Origin of the sequence: Nonomuraea sp. NPDC049725, from assembly GCF_040674795.1 — a bacterium.
GTDB classification, from domain to species: Bacteria; Actinomycetota; Actinomycetes; order Streptosporangiales; family Streptosporangiaceae; genus Nonomuraea; species Nonomuraea ceibae.
Map to the genome: position 1 here is coordinate 417,238 of NZ_JBFANJ010000008.1, position 18,871 is coordinate 436,108.

Consider the following 18,871-nt stretch of genomic DNA (forward strand, 5'->3'; position numbering starts at 1 on the left):
AGAAGGGCACAATGGCGTGCACGACGCATAATGAGGTAGCCGTTGCTGGGAAGGCCTGATTCGGAGCCACTGCTCACGCGGAGGTTCCCGGAATTCCTCGACGTTGACGCACTGCTGGCCGGCGGCTGGACCCCGCTGGCCTTTCAGCAGTTCATCCTGAAGATCCACAGCCGCTGCGATCTGGCCTGCCGCCACTGCTACGTGTACGAGATGGCCGACCAGAGCTGGCGCGGCCAGCCCCGGCGCATGTCCGACGCCATCGCCGACCGCGCGATCGAGCGGATCGGCGAGCACACCGCCCGCTACGACCTCCCGGAGATCGACGTCATCCTGCACGGCGGCGAACCCCTGCTGGCAGGCCCCGACCTCATCTCCCGCCTGGTCCTGGGCGTCCGCGGCGCGGTGGGCACCGGCACCCGGGTCAACGTCACCGTCCAGACCAACGGCGTCCGGCTCGGCCCGGCCTTCCTGGAGCTGTTCGACTCGCTGGAGGTGCACGTCGGCGTGAGCCTCGACGGCGACGCCGAGGGGCAGGACCGGCACCGGCGCTTCGCCGACGGGCGCGGCAGTCACGCGCTGGTCAGCGAGTCGCTGCGCAGGCTGACCTCGGGCCCCTACCACCATCTGTTCAACGGCATCCTGTGCACGATCGACGTCCGCAACGACCCGCTGCGCACCTATGAGGCGCTGCTGGAGTTCGACCCGCCGGCGGTCGACTTCCTGCTGCCGCACGGCAACTGGGCCACCCCGCCGCCGTTCCGCACCCCGGGCTCGCCGGCGACACCGTACGCCGACTGGCTGATCCCGATCTTCGACCGCTGGTACGACAGCCCGGTCCTGCAGACGGAGATCCGCCTGTTCCGGGAGATCATGCGGCTGCTGATGGGCGGGGCCTCGCGTGCGGAGGCGGTGGGCCTGTCGCCGGTGCGCATGGTGGTGATCGAGACGAACGGCGGCATCGAACAGTCGGACATCCTGAAGAGCGCCTTCGAGGGAGCCACGGCCACCAGCCTGCACGTGCTCACCGACCCGCTGGACAAGGCGCTCCTGCAGCCGCCGATCGTGGCCCGGCAGATCGGCGAGCTGGCGCTGTCCGGCACCTGCCGCGCCTGCGACCTCGTGAACGTCTGCGGCGGCGGCCAGTACGCGCACCGCTACAGCCCGGCCACCGGGTTCGCCGAGCCGTCCGTCTACTGCCCGGACCTGTACCGGTTGATCAGCCACATCTCGGCCAGGTGCGAGCGGGACATGGCGCGCCTGAGAGGAGCCGGGTGAGCGCGGCAGGCCATCGGATCTCGGCCGCGGCGTTCGCGACGCTCGCCACGGGGACGGGCACGGGCGGAGCGGCGGCGGTCGCGGAGTTGTGCGCCGCCCAGGCGAGCAAGCACCGCCTGCTGGCGCGCTTCCTCGTGGACGAGACCCGCCGGATCGGCCACCGCGACGCGGCACTGGTGGCGGCCGCCTACGAGACGCTGTCGGAGCTGGAGGAGCGCTTCCCCGAGCAGGTCGACCGCTGCCTGCGCTATCCGGTGACCGGCGCGTGGCTGCTGCGCACCTGCCGGGCGCTGCCCGGCGGGTCCCCCGGTGAACTGGCGGCGCTCGCGCTCGCGGCGGCCGTGCGGGCGGGCGCGCCGTGCCGCCTGCGCGTCCCGGCGTCCGACGGCACGCTCATGCTGCCCACGCTGGGCCTGGTGACGCTGCCCGGCGGCCTGCCCGAGGTCACGGAGGTGGCCGTGGAGCCGGCGTCCGGCGGCGCCGAGCTGCGGGCCGGCAGGCACAAGATCGAGATCTCCCCGGTACGTGACGGTCCCGGCTGGCAGGTGCTGCACCAGGTGCCGGGGACCCCCGGCCTGTCGCTGACGATCGACGACCTGGACCCGTGCCGCTGGCCGGGCGACGACGTCGACGGGCGGCTGACGGACGAGCGGCGGGAGCGGTGGTTCGCCTGCGCGCGCGGCGCCTGGGAGGTGCTCACCGGCCGGCACCCGGCGGTCGCGGCGGAACTCGGAGCCGCCGTCTCGGTCCTCACCCCCGTGCTGGCGGGCGAGCGCGACCAGCACAGCGCCTCCGCGCGCGACGCCTTCGGCGCGATCGCGCTGTCCGACCCGCTGGACGGGATCGGCATGGCCGTCACGCTGGCGCACGAGTTGCAGCACGCCAAGCTGAACGCGCTGAGCGAGGTGGTGGAGCTGGTCCGTCCCGACGACGGCCGCCGCTACTACGCGCCCTGGCGCCCGGATCCGCGTCCGCTGTTCGGCCTGCTGCACGGCGCGTACGCGCACGCCGCCGTCGCCGGGTTCTGGCGGGTGCACGCCGCCGACGCCGGGATCGGCCCGCGGGCCCAGGTGGAGTTCGCCCGCTGGCGGGAGGCCTCCTACCAGGTCTGCGCGACGCTGCTCGGCAGCGGCGGCCTGACCCCGGCCGGGGAGGAGCTCGTCGGCGAGCTGCGCGGCCTGCTCGGCCGCTGGCGGGCCGAGCCGGTCACCCCGGCCGCGGCCGCCCGCGCGGGCCTGCTCTCCGAACGCCACCGCCGGCAGACCCGCCTCCGCTGAGACGCCCGGGTCAGAGGGGCGGCGGGTCAGAGGGGCGGCGGGTCGAAGTCCGTGTCGATGCGCAGGCCGGACGCCGCCGCCAGGCTGTCGGGATGGTCCTGCCCCATGTGCAGGGCGAAGCGCTTCATCGTCTCGGCGTGCAGCCGGTCGGCCTCTTCCGCCGCCCCCGTCTCGCGCAGGTCGATGCTCAGGTTGGCGGCGCAGATCATGCTCAGGTAGTGATCCTCGCTGAAGTGTGTCCGGATCGCCCGGTAGTTCTCCTCGCCGAGCTGCCGGGCCCTGTCGTGCTCGCCGAGCGCGGCCAGGTCGTTCTGCAGGTTGACGGCGCAGGAGACGGTGTAGTCGTGCGCGCGGCCGACCCGCTCGGTGAGACCGGCCAGCGCGCGCTGGTTCATCTGCCGCGCCGTGGTCACGTCGCCGCTCAGCCGCAGGAGCAGAGCCTGGTTGATCCGTACGGCGTGGGTGAAGGGGTGGTCGTCGCCGAACACCGACGGATAGTAGAGCAGCGCCTCCTCGGCCAGCTGCCCGGCCGCCTCGAGCTCGCCCGCGGCGCGCAACGCGTTGGACAGGCCCAGCGCCGCAGCCATCGTGTCGCCGTGCCGGTCGCCGTACAGCCGCTGCAGGCGCTTGTAGGTGTCACGCATGAGCTCCACGGCCTCGCCCAACTGCCCCGTCCGGCGCAGCGAGATCGCGTAGTCCTTGGCCGCCAGCAGCGTGTTGGGATGGTCCTCGCCGAGGTGGGTGCCGCCGTAGGTGTGCAGGTCCTCGCCCATGTCGGCAGCCGCCTGGAACCGCCCGCTCAACCGGACGGCCCGGTTGAGGTTGCTCCAGATCTGCAGGAAGAACCGGCTGCCCATGTTCTCCTCGACGCTCACCTTCCGGTAGACCTTCTGCAGGATCTCGCGCGCCTGGTCGTAGTCGCTGGTGAGCGCGTAGTCGACGGCCAGGTTGTTGCGGGAGCGCAGCGTCAGGATGTCGTCCTCGCCGTGCAGCCGCTCGTAGGCCTCCACCGCCTCCTGGTCGACCTCCCGCGCCCGGCTGAACTCGCCGCGGCCCCGCAGGGTGGCGGCGTAGCTGCTGGTGGCCCAGATCGTGTCGGCGTGGTCGTGGCGCAGGGACTCCCGCATCAGCTCCCAGGTCACCGAGTCGAGGTCGTAGGCCTTGTCGTAGAGGGCCAGCGCCCGGTAGACGTTGCCGAGGTGGACGCGGGCCGACAGCACGTTGGGATGGCGAGCCCCGCTCTTCTCGGTCCACTTCTCGATGTACTCGTCGAGCAGCGCCTGGGCCTGGGTGTAGCTGCCGCGCACGTACATGTAGCGCACCAGGTCGAGCGCGAACTTGCGCACCCCGGGATCCACGCAGTCGATCAGCCCGGAGGGACGCAGGTGCGCGGCCAGCTCCTCGAAACTGGCCCACTTGCTCGTGTCGTCCGGGTTGTCCGGCGCGCTGCCGGCCAGGAGCAGGTGCACCTCGTGGCGGAACTCGCCGCGTTCCTTCTCCGGCGTCTCGTCGCGCAGCAGCGCCTGGTTCAGCCGGTGGACCTGGAGGGTGCGGGTGTTGGGCTCGGCCTTGACGAGCGCGTAGCGTTCGAGGTTGCTCAGGGCGCTGGCCAGCAGGATCGGGTCCGACAGGATGGGCGCCAGCCGCGGGCCGACCGACCGGTTGCCGCCGCGCCGGAAGACGTCGCGCGGGATGGGCTCAGGGCCGAAGAACGCGCAGCAGCGCAGCACCTCGACCGCCTCGGGCACCCGGTCCTCCAGCTGCGACACCGACAACTGCCAGGCGGCCGTCATCGACTGCGGGTACATCGGCGCCTTCTCCAGGCTGAGCAGCCGGCTGGTCTGCTCGTCCAGCAGCGCCACGTACTCCTCCACCGGCATGAGCGTCCTGGCCAGCAGGGCGCCCGCCTGCTCCAGCGCCAGCGGGAGGTCGCCGAGCTTCTCGGCGATCAGGTCCGCGTCCGCCTCCCCGACCGTGCCCCTGAGACGCTTGCGCAGGAAGTCGACGCTCTCCTGGCGCTCGAAGACGTCCACCTGGATGGTCGGCTCGTGGTCGCTCCAGCGCGAGTTGCGCGAGGTGATGAGGACGTGGCCGGGACCTCGCGGGATGAAGTCCTTGATGTACTCGGGCTCCTCCGCGTTGTCGAAGATCACCAGCCAGCTCCGGTACGGCGTGCCGCTCTCCAGCGTGCGCAGCACCGCCTGGGTCGCCTGCTCCACCCCGGTGGCCGGGGGCAGGCCGAGCGCCGGGCCCATCGCGGCGAGCGCGGACGGCACGAGCACGGGCTGGTCGGCGGAGATCCACCAGACGAACTCGTAGTGGGCGCGGTACTGCCACGCGTACTCGATCGCGAGCTGGGTCTTGCCCACGCCGCCGAGCCCCTGCAGGGCCTGCGGCTGCGCCACGACGGCGGTGACGGTGTTGATGCTCTTGCGAAGAGCGGTCAGAAGATCGTTGCGGCCGGTGAAGTTCGGATTCCGTTTGGGCACCTTTTCCCAGACCTTCGGTCCCTGCGCCATGGAGTACGAATTCTCCGTCACGTCGATCCTCCGCTCCGCACCCGGACGCGCCGGGCAATCATATGGCTCATCCTAGAGCTTGATTACTCGACCCGCTTATCACAGAATCATAATCAGAAGTATCACGCACGCTCATAATTTGCCATCGCGCCAATCGGTATTCGGGCAGGCCGAAACAGAGGAGTGCACATGCGTGACCGGCAGTACGGATCAGGTCAGCTGATCGACGTCACCTCCGTGTCGCTACGCAACCTGGAGGATCTGGAGAGCGCGGCCCTGCGTGCGGCGGTGGCCTCCTGCCTGGGCGACGACAAGGAGCAGGTCGCCGCATTCTCGAATTCGATCTGACACGCCTCCCCGGAGGGGCGGTAAAACCGCGTTCCGGAGAACACTTTGTCCCCGCGGGCAGGTGTGCCGGTCCGACCGCACGTGCGAGGATATCGCGCACCATTACACCGGGGACCTGTGCGGTGAAACGCGGCTGCGGATGGGATCGACATGGTGACTTCCGGCATGAGAACGCGGCGGGCGGCGGGACCGTACAAAGGTTTACGCCCCTATCACGCCGAGGATAACCACGCCTTTTTCGGACGCGACGGCGAAGCCCGTGACATCCGCGAGCTCTGGGAGAGCCGGCCGCTGACGGTCCTGTACGGCGCGTCGGGCACGGGCAAGACGTCCCTGCTCCAGGCGGGGGTCATCCCGCTGCTCAGCCCCAACCGGACCGACGTGCTCCCGGTCGGCCGGGTCACGTACGGCTCGGCCTATCCACAGGCCGCGCTGCCCGACCACGATCCGTACGTGCTGGCCCTTCTGCTGTCGTGGTCGCCGATGGCGCCGCCCACGCGGCTGGCCGGTCTGACGATCCGCGCGTTCCTGCGGTCCCGTCCGGTCAAGCGCGACGTCCACGGGGAGCGCACGCTCACGATGGTGAGCATCGACCAGGCCGAGGAGCTGTTCACCGCCGACGGGCGGGACCAGCCCTACCGCGACTGGTTCTTCGGCCAGCTCGCCGAGGCGCTCCAGGCCGATCCGGGCCTGCGCGTCCTGCTCTCCGTCCGCGCCGATCACCTCACCGACGTCGAACCGTACGAGCGGGCGCTGGCCGGCCCCGCAGCGGCACGTTACGAGCTGGGGCCCCTCGGGCCCGACGCCGCGCTGGAAGCGGTCACGCGGCCGATGGCCGGCACCGGCCGCGCCCTGTCCGAGGCCGCCGCCGAGCAGCTGGTGAACGACCTGGCCGACATCAGGGCCCGTTCGGACATCGCGCGCCACGGGGAGGGCGTGGAGCCGGTCCAGCTCCAGGTGGTCTGCGAGGCGCTGTGGAAGGCGCTGCCGCCGCACGGCGGCACGATCTCGGTACGCGACGTGCTCCGGCACGGCGACGCGGACTCGGTGCTCGCCCGCCACTACGACCGGCTGATCGCCGACCTGGCCGCCGAGCGGTTCGACGGCGACGAGCACGGGCTGCGCACCTGGCTGCGGCTGACCTTCGGCGCCTCGCCCGCGGGCGGGCGGCCGGTCGGCCAGGGCCTGGCCGGGGTCACCGGGATCGGCGAGCCCGCGTTCGAGCTGCTCGTCAAGCGCCACCTGCTGCGAGCCGGCCGGCACAAGGGCGAGGGCTGGTACGAGCTCGCCTACGACCGGTTGCCACGCCCTCAGGACGTCCAGCCGGTGCACGCCCCTCCCAGGGCGCCGTCACCGCCCGAGGACTGCCTGCGGGCCGCCGAGGGGGCCCTGCGGGAGGGTGACCTGGCCCTGGCCGCCAGGCGCGGCGAGGAGGCGCTGGCGCGTTCCCAGGACGACGAGCTGGAGCTGCGCGCCGAGATCGAATCGCTGCTGGGCAACGTCGACCACCGGCGCGGCAACCTGGCCGCCGCCGTCTCCCGCTACAGCAGGGCCGCCAAGGGCTTCGAGAGCGCCGGGGTGGCGACCGCCGTCGGGCCGCTGCTCACGGCCATCGGCCGGCTGCGGCTGGCTCAGGGCTCGCCCGAGGAGGCGGTCCGCGACCTGCGCGCGGCGATGATCCGCCTGCCCGCCGACCTCGCCGTCCAGACCGAGCTGGCCTGGGCGCTGTGGCACGGCGGCCATCCCGAGGCGGCCCTCGGGGTGCTCGACGGCGTGCTCGACCGCGAGGGCAACAACCTCGACGCGCTGCTCGGCCGGGGGCAGATCCTGGCCGGGATGGGCCGGGGCCGCGACGCGCTGCGGGACCTGGAACGGGCCCGGCCGCTCCGCCGGCCGTTCGCCCGGGTGGCGCACGCGCTCGCGCTGGCTCAGGTCGACAGCCTCGCCGAGGCCGAGCGGGAGATGGCCGACGCGCTGGCCGAGGTCGCCGACCACGGCCCGCTGCTGCTCTACGCGGCCAAGGTCAAGGAGCTCGCGGGGCAGACCACGTCCGCGGCCGACCTGGCGCGGCGGGCCATCTCCGCCTCGGCGCCGCCCCTGCCCGGCCACATGGAGAAGGACGCCAGGCGGCTCGTCAGCGTGTAGCGGTCACACGGCCTGTGCGGGGGTGTGCTGCTCGTACAGCCTGCTCGGCAGGGGTGGGGTCAGCCAGTTCCGCACGCCCGGCAGGTAGGTCGCCGCGAGCGCCAGGACCAGCATCAGCACGAACAGCACGATCGACCCGCCCTCGATGCCGCACCAGGTGACGAGCAGGCCGCCGAGCGGCGCGGCGAAGCAGAGGGCGCCGTAGGAGGACAGCCGGGAGACGCCGATCACCCGTGCCAGCTCGCGGGGCGCGATGTGCTCCACCTCCGTCACCCTGATCGCCACGTTGCTCATCGCGCCGCCGTAGCCGGTGGTGATGAAGGCGAGGGCGAAGAAGATCGGCCACAACTGCCAGGTGGTGCCCAGCACCGCCTGCAGCAGCGCGCCGACCATCGCCAGGAACATCGCCCCGGCCCAGATCCACGCGTGGACCAGCAGGGTGGATCCGCTCGGCTTCCTGTAGTGGGCCCGCAGGGCGCCCAGCGCCCCGCCCACGCCGCCCACGGCCAGCACCAGCCCGATGGTCAGCGGCGACATGCCTTCGGAGCCCGCGATGAAGATCATCACGAGCGTGTTGACGAGCAGGTTGGTCAGCGTCACCAGCGTGATCGCGCCCCGCAGGAAGACCTGCCTGCGCAGCACGCGGAACCCTCCCGACAGGTCGTGCAGCAGCGACGCGCGAGGCGGCCGGGGGCCGGAGCGGCGCAGCAGCGGAAGCGTCAGCAGCGAGGAGAGGAAGAACAGGACGGCGTTCAGCACGAACGGGACCATCGCCCCCAGCCCGAACAGGTAGCCGCCGAGCGGCCGGCCCGCCAGCGAGGCCAGATGCCCCGCCCCCTCGCTCTTGGCCAGCGCGCTGCGTACTTTCACCGGCTCCACCAGCGACGGCAGGAGCGACGTCTCCGCGAGGTTGTACATCACCCAGAGCGCGCCCTCCAGGAGGGCGGCCAGGATGAGATGCACCAGGTGGGGCTCGCCGAACGCCAGCGAGGCCAGCACCGACAGCACGGTGAGGAAACGGCCCAGCTCGGCGACGAACATGATCGTCCTTGGTGACAGGCGATCGACGACGAGGCCACCCGGGACGTAGAAGACCAGAATGGGAATGGTCAGGGCGAACCCGGTCCAACCGGCGGCGGTGGGCGAGCCGGTCTGCGCGAGGGCGAGGAGCGGATAGGCGACGTGGAGCGTCCGGGTGCCGACCGTGGACAGGGCGGAGCTGGTCCAGGCGACCGGAAATTCCAGCCGCTTGGGCAGACGCGGGCGGCCGCGTGCCCCACCCGTACTCCTCAATCCCCTCGCCTCACCCCGTTCTTTCCCGGAGTTGACCTTAGGCTCACAGGAGGCGATTGCCACGGCGACGACCCGCCTCAGTGGGGAGTGGATACAGGATTTTGGCCGCGTACGGCCCGTCGAATTATATGGGAGCGATCAGGACCCGTCAGCCGTCTCTCACCCCGGAAAGCACGCCTCACCAGCACGAAATATGGCCATTTGCTTGCGAAAGATCATTTAGTCGACTCTCGTGTATAGAAAGCGCCATTGAGCAGGAATGAGGTGTTAGATGCCCAATTATCACCATTTAAGGCACGCTTTCGCGGCGCTGGGCGTCGCGCCCGGACAGGTCGTCCTGGTGCACTCCTCGCTCAGTGCCATCGGCCGGGTTCACGGCGGTGCTCCGGCCGTCGTCGCCGCGCTGCGTGACCTGCTGGGGCCCGGCGGCACGCTCGTGGTCCCCACCGGGACCCCGGCCAACTCCGACACCTCCTCCTGCTATCGCGCCCTCGTCGCCGGGATGAGCGCCGAGGAGGTCGCCCGGCATCGGGCCGCCATGCCCGCGTACGACCCGGCGACGACGCCGACGGCACTGATGGGGCGCATACCCGAGCACGTCCGGCAGCTTCCCGGGGCGCGGCGCAGCGCGCACCCGCACACCTCGTTCGCCGCCGTGGGGCCGCACGCCGCCGCCGTCATCGACGGTCACGCGCGTGACTGCCTGCTCGGCGAGCGTTCGCCGCTCGGCCGGCTGTACGACGCCGGGGCGCTCGTGCTGCTGCTCGGCGTCGGCTACGACCGGTGCACGGCCTTCCACCTGGCCGAGTACCGCTTCCGTGACGATCCGCCGCGCCGGTCGTACCGGGGGGTGGTGGACGACGGGCGGGGGCGGGAGTGGTGCGAGTTCGAGGACGTGGACCTCGACGCGGGCGACTTCGCCGCGCTGGGCGCCGCGTTCGAGCGGGCCTGCCGGGTGCGGCGCGGGCCTGTGGGGGACGCTACCGCGCGGCTGTTCCCGCTGAGGACGGCCGTGGACTTCGCCGTCGCCTGGCTCACCGCCAACCGCTAAAAGCACCCCGCCGACACGGGAAGCGCCCCGCCGTTACCGGAAGCACCCGCCACCGATACCGGAAGCTCGGAAGCACCACCGCCGTCAGGGGATGGCGCTCATGACGACGCGGGGGGCCACGTCGATGCCCAGGGCGCGCTCGTGCTCCACCAGGGCGCGCAGCTCCGGGCCCCAGTCCTCGGCGGGCAGGACGTGGAAGCCGTGGCGCTCGTACCAGGGGGCGTTCCAGGGCACGTCGCGGAAGGTGGTCAGCGTCACGGCGGGGGCGCCCGTGGCGCGGGCGTGGTCGAGGACGGCGGCGACGAGCCGGCCGCCGATGCCCCGGCGCATCCGCTCGGGGCGTACGGCAAGCTGTTCGAGGTGGAGGTTGCCGTCGACGTGGCCGACGAGGGCGAAGCCGTCGGGCGGGTCGCCCTCCACCAGCACCGGGCCGGGGTCGGTGACCTCCTCGATCATCGTCGTGCCCGGCGGGAACGTGATGCCCACCTGCTCGAACAGCCCGTCGGCGGCCAGCTCCACAGCCGTCAGGCCGGGAAGATCCGCGGATTCAGCCCATCGCACCATGCCGACACGGTCTCATGATTGCCGACGCGGACGCCCGCGAATATTAGTGTGATGATCGTAGGCTCGGCTGTGCGGAGCCGGGAACCCCTCCTTCACCCGTGCCCGCGACCTCGTCCCGAGGTGGCGGGCACGGCCTCCGTCTAGAGGTCGAGCAGGGGCTCCAGGCCGACGGTGAGGCCGGGCAGCTCGCGCACCCGGCGCACGCCGAGCAGCACGCCGGGGGCGAACGCGGAGCGGCTCATGGTGTCGTGGCGGATCGTGAGCGTCTCGCCGTCGCCGCCGAGCAGCACCTCCTGGTGGGCGATCAGCCCGGCCAGGCGCACCGCGTGCACCCTGACCCCGTCGACGTCGGCGCCGCGCGCGCCGTCGAGCTCGGTGGTGGTGGCGTCGGGCATGGCGGGGGACCCGGCCTTGGCGCGCGACTCGGCCACCAGCTCGGCGGTGCGCCGGGCGGTGCCCGACGGGGCGTCGGCCTTGCCAGGGTGGTGCAGCTCGACGATCTCGACCGACTCGAAGTGACGTGCCGCCTGGGCGGCGAAGTGCATCATGAGCACGGCGGCGATGCCGAAGTTGGGGGCGATGAGGCAGTTGGTGCCCGGGGAGGCGGCCAGCCAGCCGCGCACGGTGTCGAGCCGCCCGGCGTCGAACCCAGTGGTGCCCACCACCGGGTGCACGCCGTGCGCGATGGCCCACTCCAGGTTGCCCATGACCACGTCGGGATGGGTGAAGTCGACCACCACCTCCGCGCCGTCAAGGCCCTCGATGGGGTCGTCCTTGTCGAGCGCGGCCACCAGCTCCATGTCGGCGGCCGCCTCGACCGCCCTGCACACTTCGACGCCCACGCGGCCTCGCGCGCCGAGCACACCTACCCTGATCACGGGGTCAACCTTATACCGCTCAGGCGATCGCGCCGGAGAAGTCCTTGTCCCCGTACGGGCCGATGACGGCGAGCGTGAGCGGCCGGTTGAACACGTCGGCGGCCACGCCGGCGATCTCGTCGGCGGTGACGGCCTCGATGCGGGCGAGCACCTCGTCCACGGAGAGCAGTTCCTCGTAGACGAGCTCGTTCTTGCCGATGCGCGACATGCGCGAGCCGGTGTCCTCCAGGCCGAGCACGAGCCCGCCGCGCATCTGGCCCTTGCCCCGGACGATCTCGTCCTCGGTCAGGCCGTCGGCCACCACCCTGGCCACCTCGTCCCGGCAGATCTTGAGCACGTCGTCGATCTTCGACGGCAGGCAGCCGACGTAGATGCCGAACTGGCCGGTGTCGGCGTAGGCCGAGGTGTAGCTGTAGGCGGAGTAGGCCAGGCCGCGCTTCTCCCGGATCTCCTGGAACAGCCGCGACGACATGCCGCCGCCGAGCGCGGCGTTGAGCACGCCGAGCGCGAAGCGGCGGTCGTCGGTGCGCGACATGCCGGTGGTGCCGAGGACGAGGTTGGCCTGTTCGGTCGGCCGGTCGAGGACGCGGACGCCGGAGCGGGCCGGGGCGCCGGGGCCGCTGGTGCGCGGCGGGGCGTAGTCGGCCGGGCCCGTCAGGGCGCCCGAGCGCTCGTAGGCCCGCATGACCAGCTCCACGACCTCCTCGTGGCGCACGTTGCCCGCCACCGAGACGACCGTGCGCAGCGGCCGGTAGTAGCGGTGGTAGTACTCGGCGATGCGGTCGCGGCCGAGCGCGTTGATCGACTCGACCGTGCCGAGGATGGGCCGCCCGATCGGCGAGTCGCCGTAGAGCGCGGCCGCGAACTGCTCGTGCACCACGTCGGACGGGTCGTCGTCGTGCATGGCGATCTCCTCCAGGATCACGCCCCGCTCCGACTCGACGTCGTCCTCGGTGACGAGCGAGCTGGTGACCACGTCGGCGAGCACGTCGACGGCGATCGGCAGATCCTCGTCGAGCACCCGCGCGTAGTAGCAGGTGTACTCCTTGGCGGTGAAGGCGTTGATCTCCCCGCCGATGCCCTCGACGGACGCCGAGATCTCCATGGCGTCACGGGTGGGCGTGCCCTTGAACAGCAGGTGTTCGAGGAAGTGGGTGGCCCCCATGTGCTCGGGGGCCTCATCACGCGAGCCGATGCCGACCCACATGCCGACCGCGACACTGCGCACGGTCGGCATGGTCTCGGTCACCACGCGCAGCCCACCGGGGAGGACGGTGCGCTTGACGACCCCGGCCCCGTCCCGGCCGGGATGCAGCGTGGTTGTGATCACGAGTTGCGGTCGTCCCCGTCGTCGGCGCGGGGCGCGCGGACCCGGGTGCGGGTGCGGCGCGGACGCTCCTCGCGCGGCTTGTCGTCGCCTGCCGGGGCCGCGGCCTCGGGCTCGGCGTCGCCGCCGGCCTCGGCCTTGGCCTCCTTCTCGGCCGCCTCCTTCTCGATGACCTCGACGGGCACCAGGGAGAGCTTGCCGCGCTGGTCGATCTCGGCGATCTCCACCTGGATCTTCTCGCCGACGCTCATCACGTCCTCGACGTTCTCGATGCGCTTGCCGCCGTGCAGCTTGCGGATCTGCGAGACGTGCAGGAGGCCGTCCTTGCCGGGCATCAGCGAGATGAACGCGCCGAAGGCGGCGATCTTGACGACCGTGCCCAGGTAGCGCTCGCCGACCTCCGGCATGTGCGGGTTGGCGATGGCGTTGATCGCCGACCGGGCCGCCTCGGCCGAGGGGCCGTCGGTGGCGCCGATGTAGATCGTGCCGTCGTCCTCGATGGTGATCTCGGCGCCCGTGTCGTCCTGGATCTGGTTGATCATCTTGCCCTTCGGGCCGATGACCTCGCCGATCTTGTCCACCGGGACCTTGATCGTGATGATGCGCGGCGCCGTCGGGTTCATCTCCGCCGGGGAGGCGATGGCCTCCTGCATGACGTCGAGGATCGCCAGGCGGGCGCCCTTGGCCTGCTTGAGCGCGCCGGCCAGCACCGAGGCGGGGATGCCGTCGAGCTTGGTGTCGAGCTGGAGCGCGGTGATGACGTCGCGGGTGCCGGCGACCTTGAAGTCCATGTCGCCCATGGCGTCCTCGGCGCCGAGGATGTCGGTCAGCGTGACGTAGTCGTCACCCTCGCCGATCAGCCCCATCGCGATGCCCGCGACCATCTCCTTGAGCGGCACACCGGCGTCGAGCAGCGCCATCGTGGAGGCGCAGACCGAGCCCATCGAGGTGGAGCCGTTGGAGCCGAGCGCCTCGGAGACCTGGCGGATGGCGTACGGGAACTCCTCGCGCGAGGGGAGGACCGGGATGAGCGCCCGCTCGGCGAGCGCGCCGTGGCCGATCTCGCGGCGCTTGGGCGAGCCCACGCGGCCGGTCTCACCGGTGGAGTAGGGCGGGAAGTTGTAGTTGTGCATGTAGCGCTTGGTCCGCTCGGGGTTGAGCGTGTCGATGACCTGCTCCATGCGCAGCATGTTCAGCGTGGTGATGCCCAGGATCTGGGTCTCGCCGCGCTCGAACAGGGCCGAGCCGTGCACCCGGGGCACCACGTGGACCTCGGCCGACAGGGCGCGGATGTCCTTGGTGCCGCGGCCGTCGATGCGGACGCCCTCGTTGATGACCCGCTCGCGCATGAGCTTCTTCATCGCCGAGCGGTAGGCGGCGGAGATCTCCTTCTCGCGGCCCTCGAACTCCGGCAGCAGCTTCTCGGCGGCGACCGCCTTGATGCGGTCGAGCTCGTTCTCGCGCTCCTGCTTGCCCGCGATGGTGAGGGCGGCGGCCAGCTCGGTCTTCACCGCGGACTCGACCGCGGCGTAGACGTCTTCCTGGTAGTCGGGGAAGACCGGGTATTCGGCCGTCTCCTTGGCGGCGACCTGGGCGATGCGGCCCTGGGCCTCGCACAGCACCTTGATGAACGGCTTGGCGGCCTCCAGGCCCTCGGCGACCGTCTCCTCGGTGGGGGCGACGGCGCCGTCGGCGACCAGCTTGAGCGTGTCGCGGGTGGACTCGGCCTCGACCATCATGATCGCGACGTCGCCGTCGTCGAGCAGGCGGCCGGCCACGACCATGTCGAACGTGGCGCGCTCCAGCTCGGGGTGGGTCGGGAAGGCGACCCACTGGCCGTCGATCAGCGCGACGCGCACGCCGCCGATCGGGCCGGAGAAGGGCAGCCCGGCGAGCTGGGTGGACAGCGAGGCGGCGTTGATGGCGACCACGTCGTAGAGGTGCTCGGGGTTGAGCGCCATGATCGTCGCGACGACCTGGATCTCGTTGCGCAGGCCCTTGACGAACGAGGGGCGCAGCGGCCGGTCGATCAGGCGGCAGGTGAGGATGGCGTCCTCGGAGGGACGGCCCTCACGGCGGAAGAACGAGCCGGGGATGCGGCCCGCGGCGTACATGCGCTCCTCGACGTCGACCGTGAGCGGGAAGAAGTCGAGGTTTTCCTTGGGGTTCTTGGACGCGGTGGTCGCGGACAGGACCATCGTGTCGTTGTCGAGATAGGCGACGGCGCTGCCGGCCGCCTGACGCGCGAGCCTGCCGGTCTCGAACCGGACCGTGCGCGTGCCGAATGAGCCGTTGTCGATGACGGCTTCAGCAGTGTGGACACCCTCCACGGGGGACCTCCTTGGTCAGTCGGTCTCCCGCGCCCATTTCACCGGCACCCTCGTTAGGTGCAGCGCCGGTCTTCGATCGAAGCGCCCGGTCTTGGTTACCGGAAGCCACTACCGAGGACCGGCCCGCAGGCGTCGCGGGTCGCATGGTGCTGAGCGGACGCGGGGGCTCTCAGTGTCTCGGATATTCAGTTGTACGTCAGGCGCGTGCGGCGGTGCCGCTCGACGCGCCGGACCATATGAGAAGGGAGCGGCGAGGCACGCCGCTCCCTTTCCATGTTATCGGCGCAGGCCGAGCCGCTCGATGAGCGAACGGTAACGCGCGATGTCGACCTTCTGCAGGTACTTGAGCAGGCGACGACGGCGACCGACGAGCAGCAGCAGGCCACGACGGCTGTGGTGGTCGTGCTTGTGGGTCTTCAGGTGCTCGGTGAGCTCGCTGATGCGCTTGCTGAGCAGCGCGATCTGCACCTCGGGCGACCCGGTGTCACCGTCGACGGTCGCGTACTCCGCGATGATGGTCTTCTTGGCAGCGGTGTCGAGGGACACGGCTCTCCTTCTTCTACGGGCACGCGTGAATGAAACAGAAATGTTGCGAACGACCGTGCGTGCCTACAGTCGCCGCGCGAAGGCCGTCAGGGCAGCGCACAGCACCGCCGTTACAGAGCCGACATGCAAGGTTACCACCTCATGCGTACTGCGCGGCGTACTCCTCCGTCGGCTCGATGTTGGTGATCACGTCGATGAGCACGCCCGTGGGGTCGGCGACGATGAAGTGGCGCTGGCCGAAGTCCTCGCTGCGCAGCTCCAGCTCGGGCTTCAGGCCGCCGTCGACGACGAGCCGCCGCCATTCGGCGTCGACGTCGGCGACCTCGAAGTTGAGCAGCACGCCGGCGGCCCTCTTCCGGTACGCCTCGGGCAGCGTCGGGTGCGCGTGGTCGAGCAACGCCAGCTCGTACGCGCCCCGGCGCAGGCTCACGTACCAGTCTGCCTCGAACGTCACCTCGAACCCGAACCGCTCGACGTAGAAGTCACGCGACTCGGCCACCTTGTCGGTGCAGATGACCGGATAGTAACTGCTGAGCTCCATGCCCAACTCCTTTCACATACCGATGGTACGCTAGTTGGCATACCGACGGTATGTCAAAGAGGAGCGCAGGATGACCAGGGCAGAGCAGCGCGAACGCACCAGGAAGACGCTGATCAGCGTGGCCAGGCGGCTGTTCGCCGGGCACGGCTACGCGGCGGTGGGGCTGGCCGAGATCGTGCGCGAGTCCGGCGTCACCAAGGGCGCCCTCTACCACCACTTCGACGGCAAGGCCGAGCTGTTCAGGGCCGTGCTGGAGGAGGTGCAGCAGGAGGTCGCGGCCCGGGTCGCGGCCGCCGCCGACGCCGAGTCCGGCGCGTGGGCGCAGCTCAAGGCGGGCTGTGCCGCGTTCCTGGCGGCGGGCGCGGACCCCGAGGTGCAGCGCATCATGCTGGTCGACGGGCCCGCCGTGCTGGGCTGGAGCGAGTGGCGGGCGATGGACGAGGCCGCCTCGGCCCGCCACCTGGCCGAGGCGCTGACCGCACTGATCGACGAGGGCGTGATCGCGCCCCAGCCGGTCGCCCCGCTGACCCACCTGCTGTCGGGGGCGATGAACGAGGCCGCGCTCTGGCTGGCCGGATCGGCGCGGCCCGGCGACCTGGCCGACACCCAGGCCGCGCTGTCGAGACTGCTCGACTCGCTGCGTTGAGGAGCGTGTTAGGAGGTCAGCCTCCTGGCCTCGTCGACGTCGGCGTGGATCTGCGCGACGAGCTCCTCGATCGAGTCGAAGCGGGTGTTGCCGCGTAGCCGCGCCGCGAACTCCACCGCCACGTGCACGCCGTACAGCTCCAGGTCGTCGCGGTCGAGCGCGTACGCCTCGACGGTGCGCGGCACTCCCTCGAACGTGGGGTTGGTGCCGACGGAGATGGCGGCGGGCCAGCGCTCGCCCTCGTAGAGGGCGGGCAGGTTGGCCACGGGCACGCACTCCAGCCAGCCGGCGTAGACGCCGTCGGCGGGGATGGCCGTCTGCGGCGGGGTCTCGACGTTGGCCGTCGGGAAGCCGAGCTGACGGCCGCGCTGGTAGCCGCGCACCACGACGCCCTCCACCCGGTGCGGGCGGCCCAGGTCGGCGGCGGCGCCCGCGACGTCGCCGTCGGCCACCCGCCTGCGGATCTCCGTCGAGGAGACCGCGTCGAGCAGCGGCACCTCCTCGACCGTGAAGTCGAACTTGTCGCCCAGCGCGCGCAGCACCTCGGCGTCACCGGCGGCGCGGTGGCCGAACGCGAAGTCCTCCCCCACCACGACCACGGCCGCGCGCAGGTCGTCGGCGAGCACCTCCTGGGCGAACTCGGCCGGGCTCAGCTCCGACATCTCCACCGTGAACCCGAGCACCCGCACCTCCTGCACGCCCAGCCCGGCCAGCAGGCCGGCCCGGCGGCGCGCCGCCGTCAGCCGCAGCGGCCGGTAGCCGGGCCGCACGACCTCCTCCGGATGCGGCTCGAACGTGAGCGCCACGGACCGCATCCCGCGCTCGCGGGCGATCTCCACGGCCCGCCCGGCCACCCGCTGGTGCCCCCGGTGCACCCCGTCGAACACGCCGATCGTGACGACAGACCTCTCCGAATCCCGCACGCCCGGCCCCATTCGCTTCGTGGCGGATCAATCCCTGAACAAGCCTGCCATGCGCGGCCCCGTTACCCGCAATCGGGCGGGTACGATCGTCCCCACCATGCCTCAGTACGCCTTTCTCATCCTGCCTGCCTTCAACCGCGTCTACGGGGAGAGCGCGCCCCGGCTCACCCGCTCCGAGCTGACGGTCTTCGCCGGACGGGCGCTGCCGGACGGCGTCTCGGGCATCGAGGAGCGGCTGATCGGCGGCCTGCCCTACGTCACGTTCGAGACGGCCGGGCCGCTCGGCGCGGACGAGGTCGCGCGCCTGTCCAACCTGTCGTCGGTCTACGCGCTGTTCGAGCGGGAGGGCGAGCTGCTGCGCCCGCTGACGATGCGCCCGCTCGACCGGCTGAGCAGCGACCTGATCACGATCCAGAAGTACGCCGGCAAGACGAACGAGCACTTCACCAAGCTGCTGCTCAACGTCACGGCGCTGGCCACCGACTTCCCGATGGACGCCCGGCTGTCCGTGTTCGACCCGATGTGCGGGCGCGGCACGACGCTCAACCAGGCCCTCATGTACGGATATGACGCCTATGGCGTTGACGTCGACGCCAAGGACTTCGAGGCCTACTCCGGCTTCATCAAGAAGTGGCTGCGCGACAAGAGGCTCAAGCACACCGCCGAGACCGTCCCCGTCCGGCGCGAGCGCGCCCTGGTCGGGCGGCGACTGCAGGTGACGTTCGGGCTCACCAAGGAGGCGTTCAAGGCGGGCGACACCCAGCACGTCTCGGTGGTCAACGCCGACACCCTGCGCTCGCGCGAGTTCTTCAAGCCGGGCACGTTCCACCTCATCGCCACCGACGCCCCCTACGGCGTGCAGCACGGCAGCAAGGGCGGCAGCGGGCTGTCACGCAGCCCGCTGGAGCTGATCGCCAAGGCCGCGCCCGTCTGGGCCGGCCTGCTGCGGCCCGGCGGCGCCCTCGGCATCTCCTGGAACACCTACGGCGGCACCCGCGACGACCTCGCCGCGATCCTCGCCTCCGCCGGCCTCGACGTGGTCGCCTACCCCGACTTCGAGCACTGGGTCGACCAGGCGATCGTGCGCGACATCATGGTCGCCCGCAAACCCGCCTAGTGAGCTGACCGTGAGTATTCGGGACACCACATGAGGTGTGTTTCGTTTCAGATTGGCTGTGTGGTGGTGACGGTCTCCGGTTGCTGAGGTC

The 18,871-nt window shown here is 71.2% G+C and carries 16 protein-coding genes; 7 read left to right on the forward strand and 9 right to left on the reverse strand.

Features of this window, described 5'->3' with window-relative positions; translation table 11 throughout:
- Positions 1–42: 42 nt before the first annotated feature.
- Positions 43–1,275, forward strand: a complete 1,233-nt coding sequence (locus tag AB0J53_RS23305; RefSeq protein WP_364175616.1) for an FxsB family cyclophane-forming radical SAM/SPASM peptide maturase — start codon at positions 43–45, stop codon at positions 1,273–1,275.
- Positions 1,272–2,552: an HEXXH motif domain-containing protein gene (locus AB0J53_RS23310; protein WP_364175619.1), complete on the forward strand. Its 1,281-nt coding sequence runs from the start codon at positions 1,272–1,274 to the stop codon at positions 2,550–2,552. Before AB0J53_RS23305 ends, AB0J53_RS23310 begins: the two co-directional genes overlap by 4 nt.
- Positions 2,553–2,578: 26 nt before the next feature.
- On the opposite strand, the gene fxsT is transcribed toward AB0J53_RS23310, so the two are convergent.
- Positions 2,579–5,092 carry an FxSxx-COOH system tetratricopeptide repeat protein gene (gene fxsT / locus AB0J53_RS23315; RefSeq protein WP_364175622.1) on the reverse strand — a complete coding sequence of 838 codons (2,514 nt, stop codon included), beginning with the start codon at positions 5,090–5,092 and terminating at the stop codon, positions 2,579–2,581.
- Positions 5,093–5,260: 168 nt separating this feature from the next.
- On the opposite strand from fxsT, the gene fxsA reads away from it, so the two are divergent.
- Positions 5,261–5,419: an FxSxx-COOH cyclophane-containing RiPP peptide gene (gene fxsA, locus AB0J53_RS23320; protein WP_219503507.1), complete on the forward strand. Its 159-nt coding sequence runs from the start codon at positions 5,261–5,263 to the stop codon at positions 5,417–5,419.
- A 165-nt stretch (positions 5,420–5,584) separates the two neighbouring features.
- Entirely contained in the window at positions 5,585–7,564 is a 1,980-nt protein-coding gene (locus tag AB0J53_RS23325) for a hypothetical protein (protein ID WP_364175625.1), read from the forward strand.
- A 3-nt stretch (positions 7,565–7,567) separates the two neighbouring features.
- On the opposite strand, the gene AB0J53_RS23330 is transcribed toward AB0J53_RS23325, so the two are convergent.
- On the reverse strand, positions 7,568–8,857 hold the full coding sequence (locus AB0J53_RS23330; protein ID WP_364175628.1) for an MFS transporter: 1,290 nt from the start codon (positions 8,855–8,857) through the stop codon (positions 7,568–7,570).
- Between the two features lie 271 nt (positions 8,858–9,128).
- Between AB0J53_RS23330 and AB0J53_RS23335 the strand changes: the two genes are divergently transcribed.
- Positions 9,129–9,908, forward strand: a complete 780-nt coding sequence (locus tag AB0J53_RS23335) for an AAC(3) family N-acetyltransferase (RefSeq protein ID WP_219503519.1) — start codon at positions 9,129–9,131, stop codon at positions 9,906–9,908.
- A gap of 84 nt (positions 9,909–9,992) precedes the next feature.
- Here the strand turns inward: AB0J53_RS23335 and AB0J53_RS23340 are convergent, their stop codons facing one another.
- The 6 genes from AB0J53_RS23340 to AB0J53_RS23365 form a co-directional block, all read right to left on the reverse strand.
- Complete coding sequence (locus tag AB0J53_RS23340; RefSeq protein ID WP_219503521.1) at positions 9,993–10,472, reverse strand: GNAT family N-acetyltransferase; 480 nt, start codon at positions 10,470–10,472, stop codon at positions 9,993–9,995.
- 140 nt (positions 10,473–10,612) lie between these two features.
- Positions 10,613–11,350 (reverse strand): 4-hydroxy-tetrahydrodipicolinate reductase, encoded by a 738-nt coding sequence (gene dapB / locus AB0J53_RS23345; RefSeq protein WP_219503524.1) that lies wholly within the window; start codon positions 11,348–11,350, stop codon positions 10,613–10,615.
- Positions 11,351–11,369: 19 nt separating this feature from the next.
- Positions 11,370–12,677, reverse strand: coding sequence for a pitrilysin family protein (locus tag AB0J53_RS23350; RefSeq protein WP_357585426.1), 1,308 nt, complete (start codon positions 12,675–12,677; stop codon positions 11,370–11,372).
- Entirely contained in the window at positions 12,677–15,007 is a 2,331-nt protein-coding gene (locus AB0J53_RS23355; protein ID WP_364175633.1) for a polyribonucleotide nucleotidyltransferase, read from the reverse strand. Before AB0J53_RS23355 ends, AB0J53_RS23350 begins: the two co-directional genes overlap by 1 nt.
- 276 nt (positions 15,008–15,283) lie before the next feature.
- A complete protein-coding gene (rpsO, locus tag AB0J53_RS23360; RefSeq protein ID WP_049573881.1) occupies positions 15,284–15,553 on the reverse strand; it encodes a 30S ribosomal protein S15 in 270 nt (89 codons plus the stop codon).
- A gap of 139 nt (positions 15,554–15,692) precedes the next feature.
- Positions 15,693–16,094: a VOC family protein gene (locus tag AB0J53_RS23365; protein WP_364175637.1), complete on the reverse strand. Its 402-nt coding sequence runs from the start codon at positions 16,092–16,094 to the stop codon at positions 15,693–15,695.
- A gap of 70 nt (positions 16,095–16,164) precedes the next feature.
- Between AB0J53_RS23365 and AB0J53_RS23370 the strand changes: the two genes are divergently transcribed.
- Positions 16,165–16,740 carry a TetR/AcrR family transcriptional regulator gene (locus AB0J53_RS23370; protein ID WP_219503532.1) on the forward strand — a complete coding sequence of 192 codons (576 nt, stop codon included), beginning with the start codon at positions 16,165–16,167 and terminating at the stop codon, positions 16,738–16,740.
- A gap of 8 nt (positions 16,741–16,748) precedes the next feature.
- On the opposite strand, the gene AB0J53_RS23375 is transcribed toward AB0J53_RS23370, so the two are convergent.
- Entirely contained in the window at positions 16,749–17,675 is a 927-nt protein-coding gene (locus tag AB0J53_RS23375) for a bifunctional riboflavin kinase/FAD synthetase (protein WP_219503535.1), read from the reverse strand.
- An 85-nt stretch (positions 17,676–17,760) separates the two neighbouring features.
- On the opposite strand from AB0J53_RS23375, the gene AB0J53_RS23380 reads away from it, so the two are divergent.
- Positions 17,761–18,780, forward strand: a complete 1,020-nt coding sequence (locus AB0J53_RS23380; RefSeq protein WP_364175640.1) for an SAM-dependent methyltransferase — start codon at positions 17,761–17,763, stop codon at positions 18,778–18,780.
- The last annotated feature ends 91 nt before the right edge of the window (positions 18,781–18,871 follow it).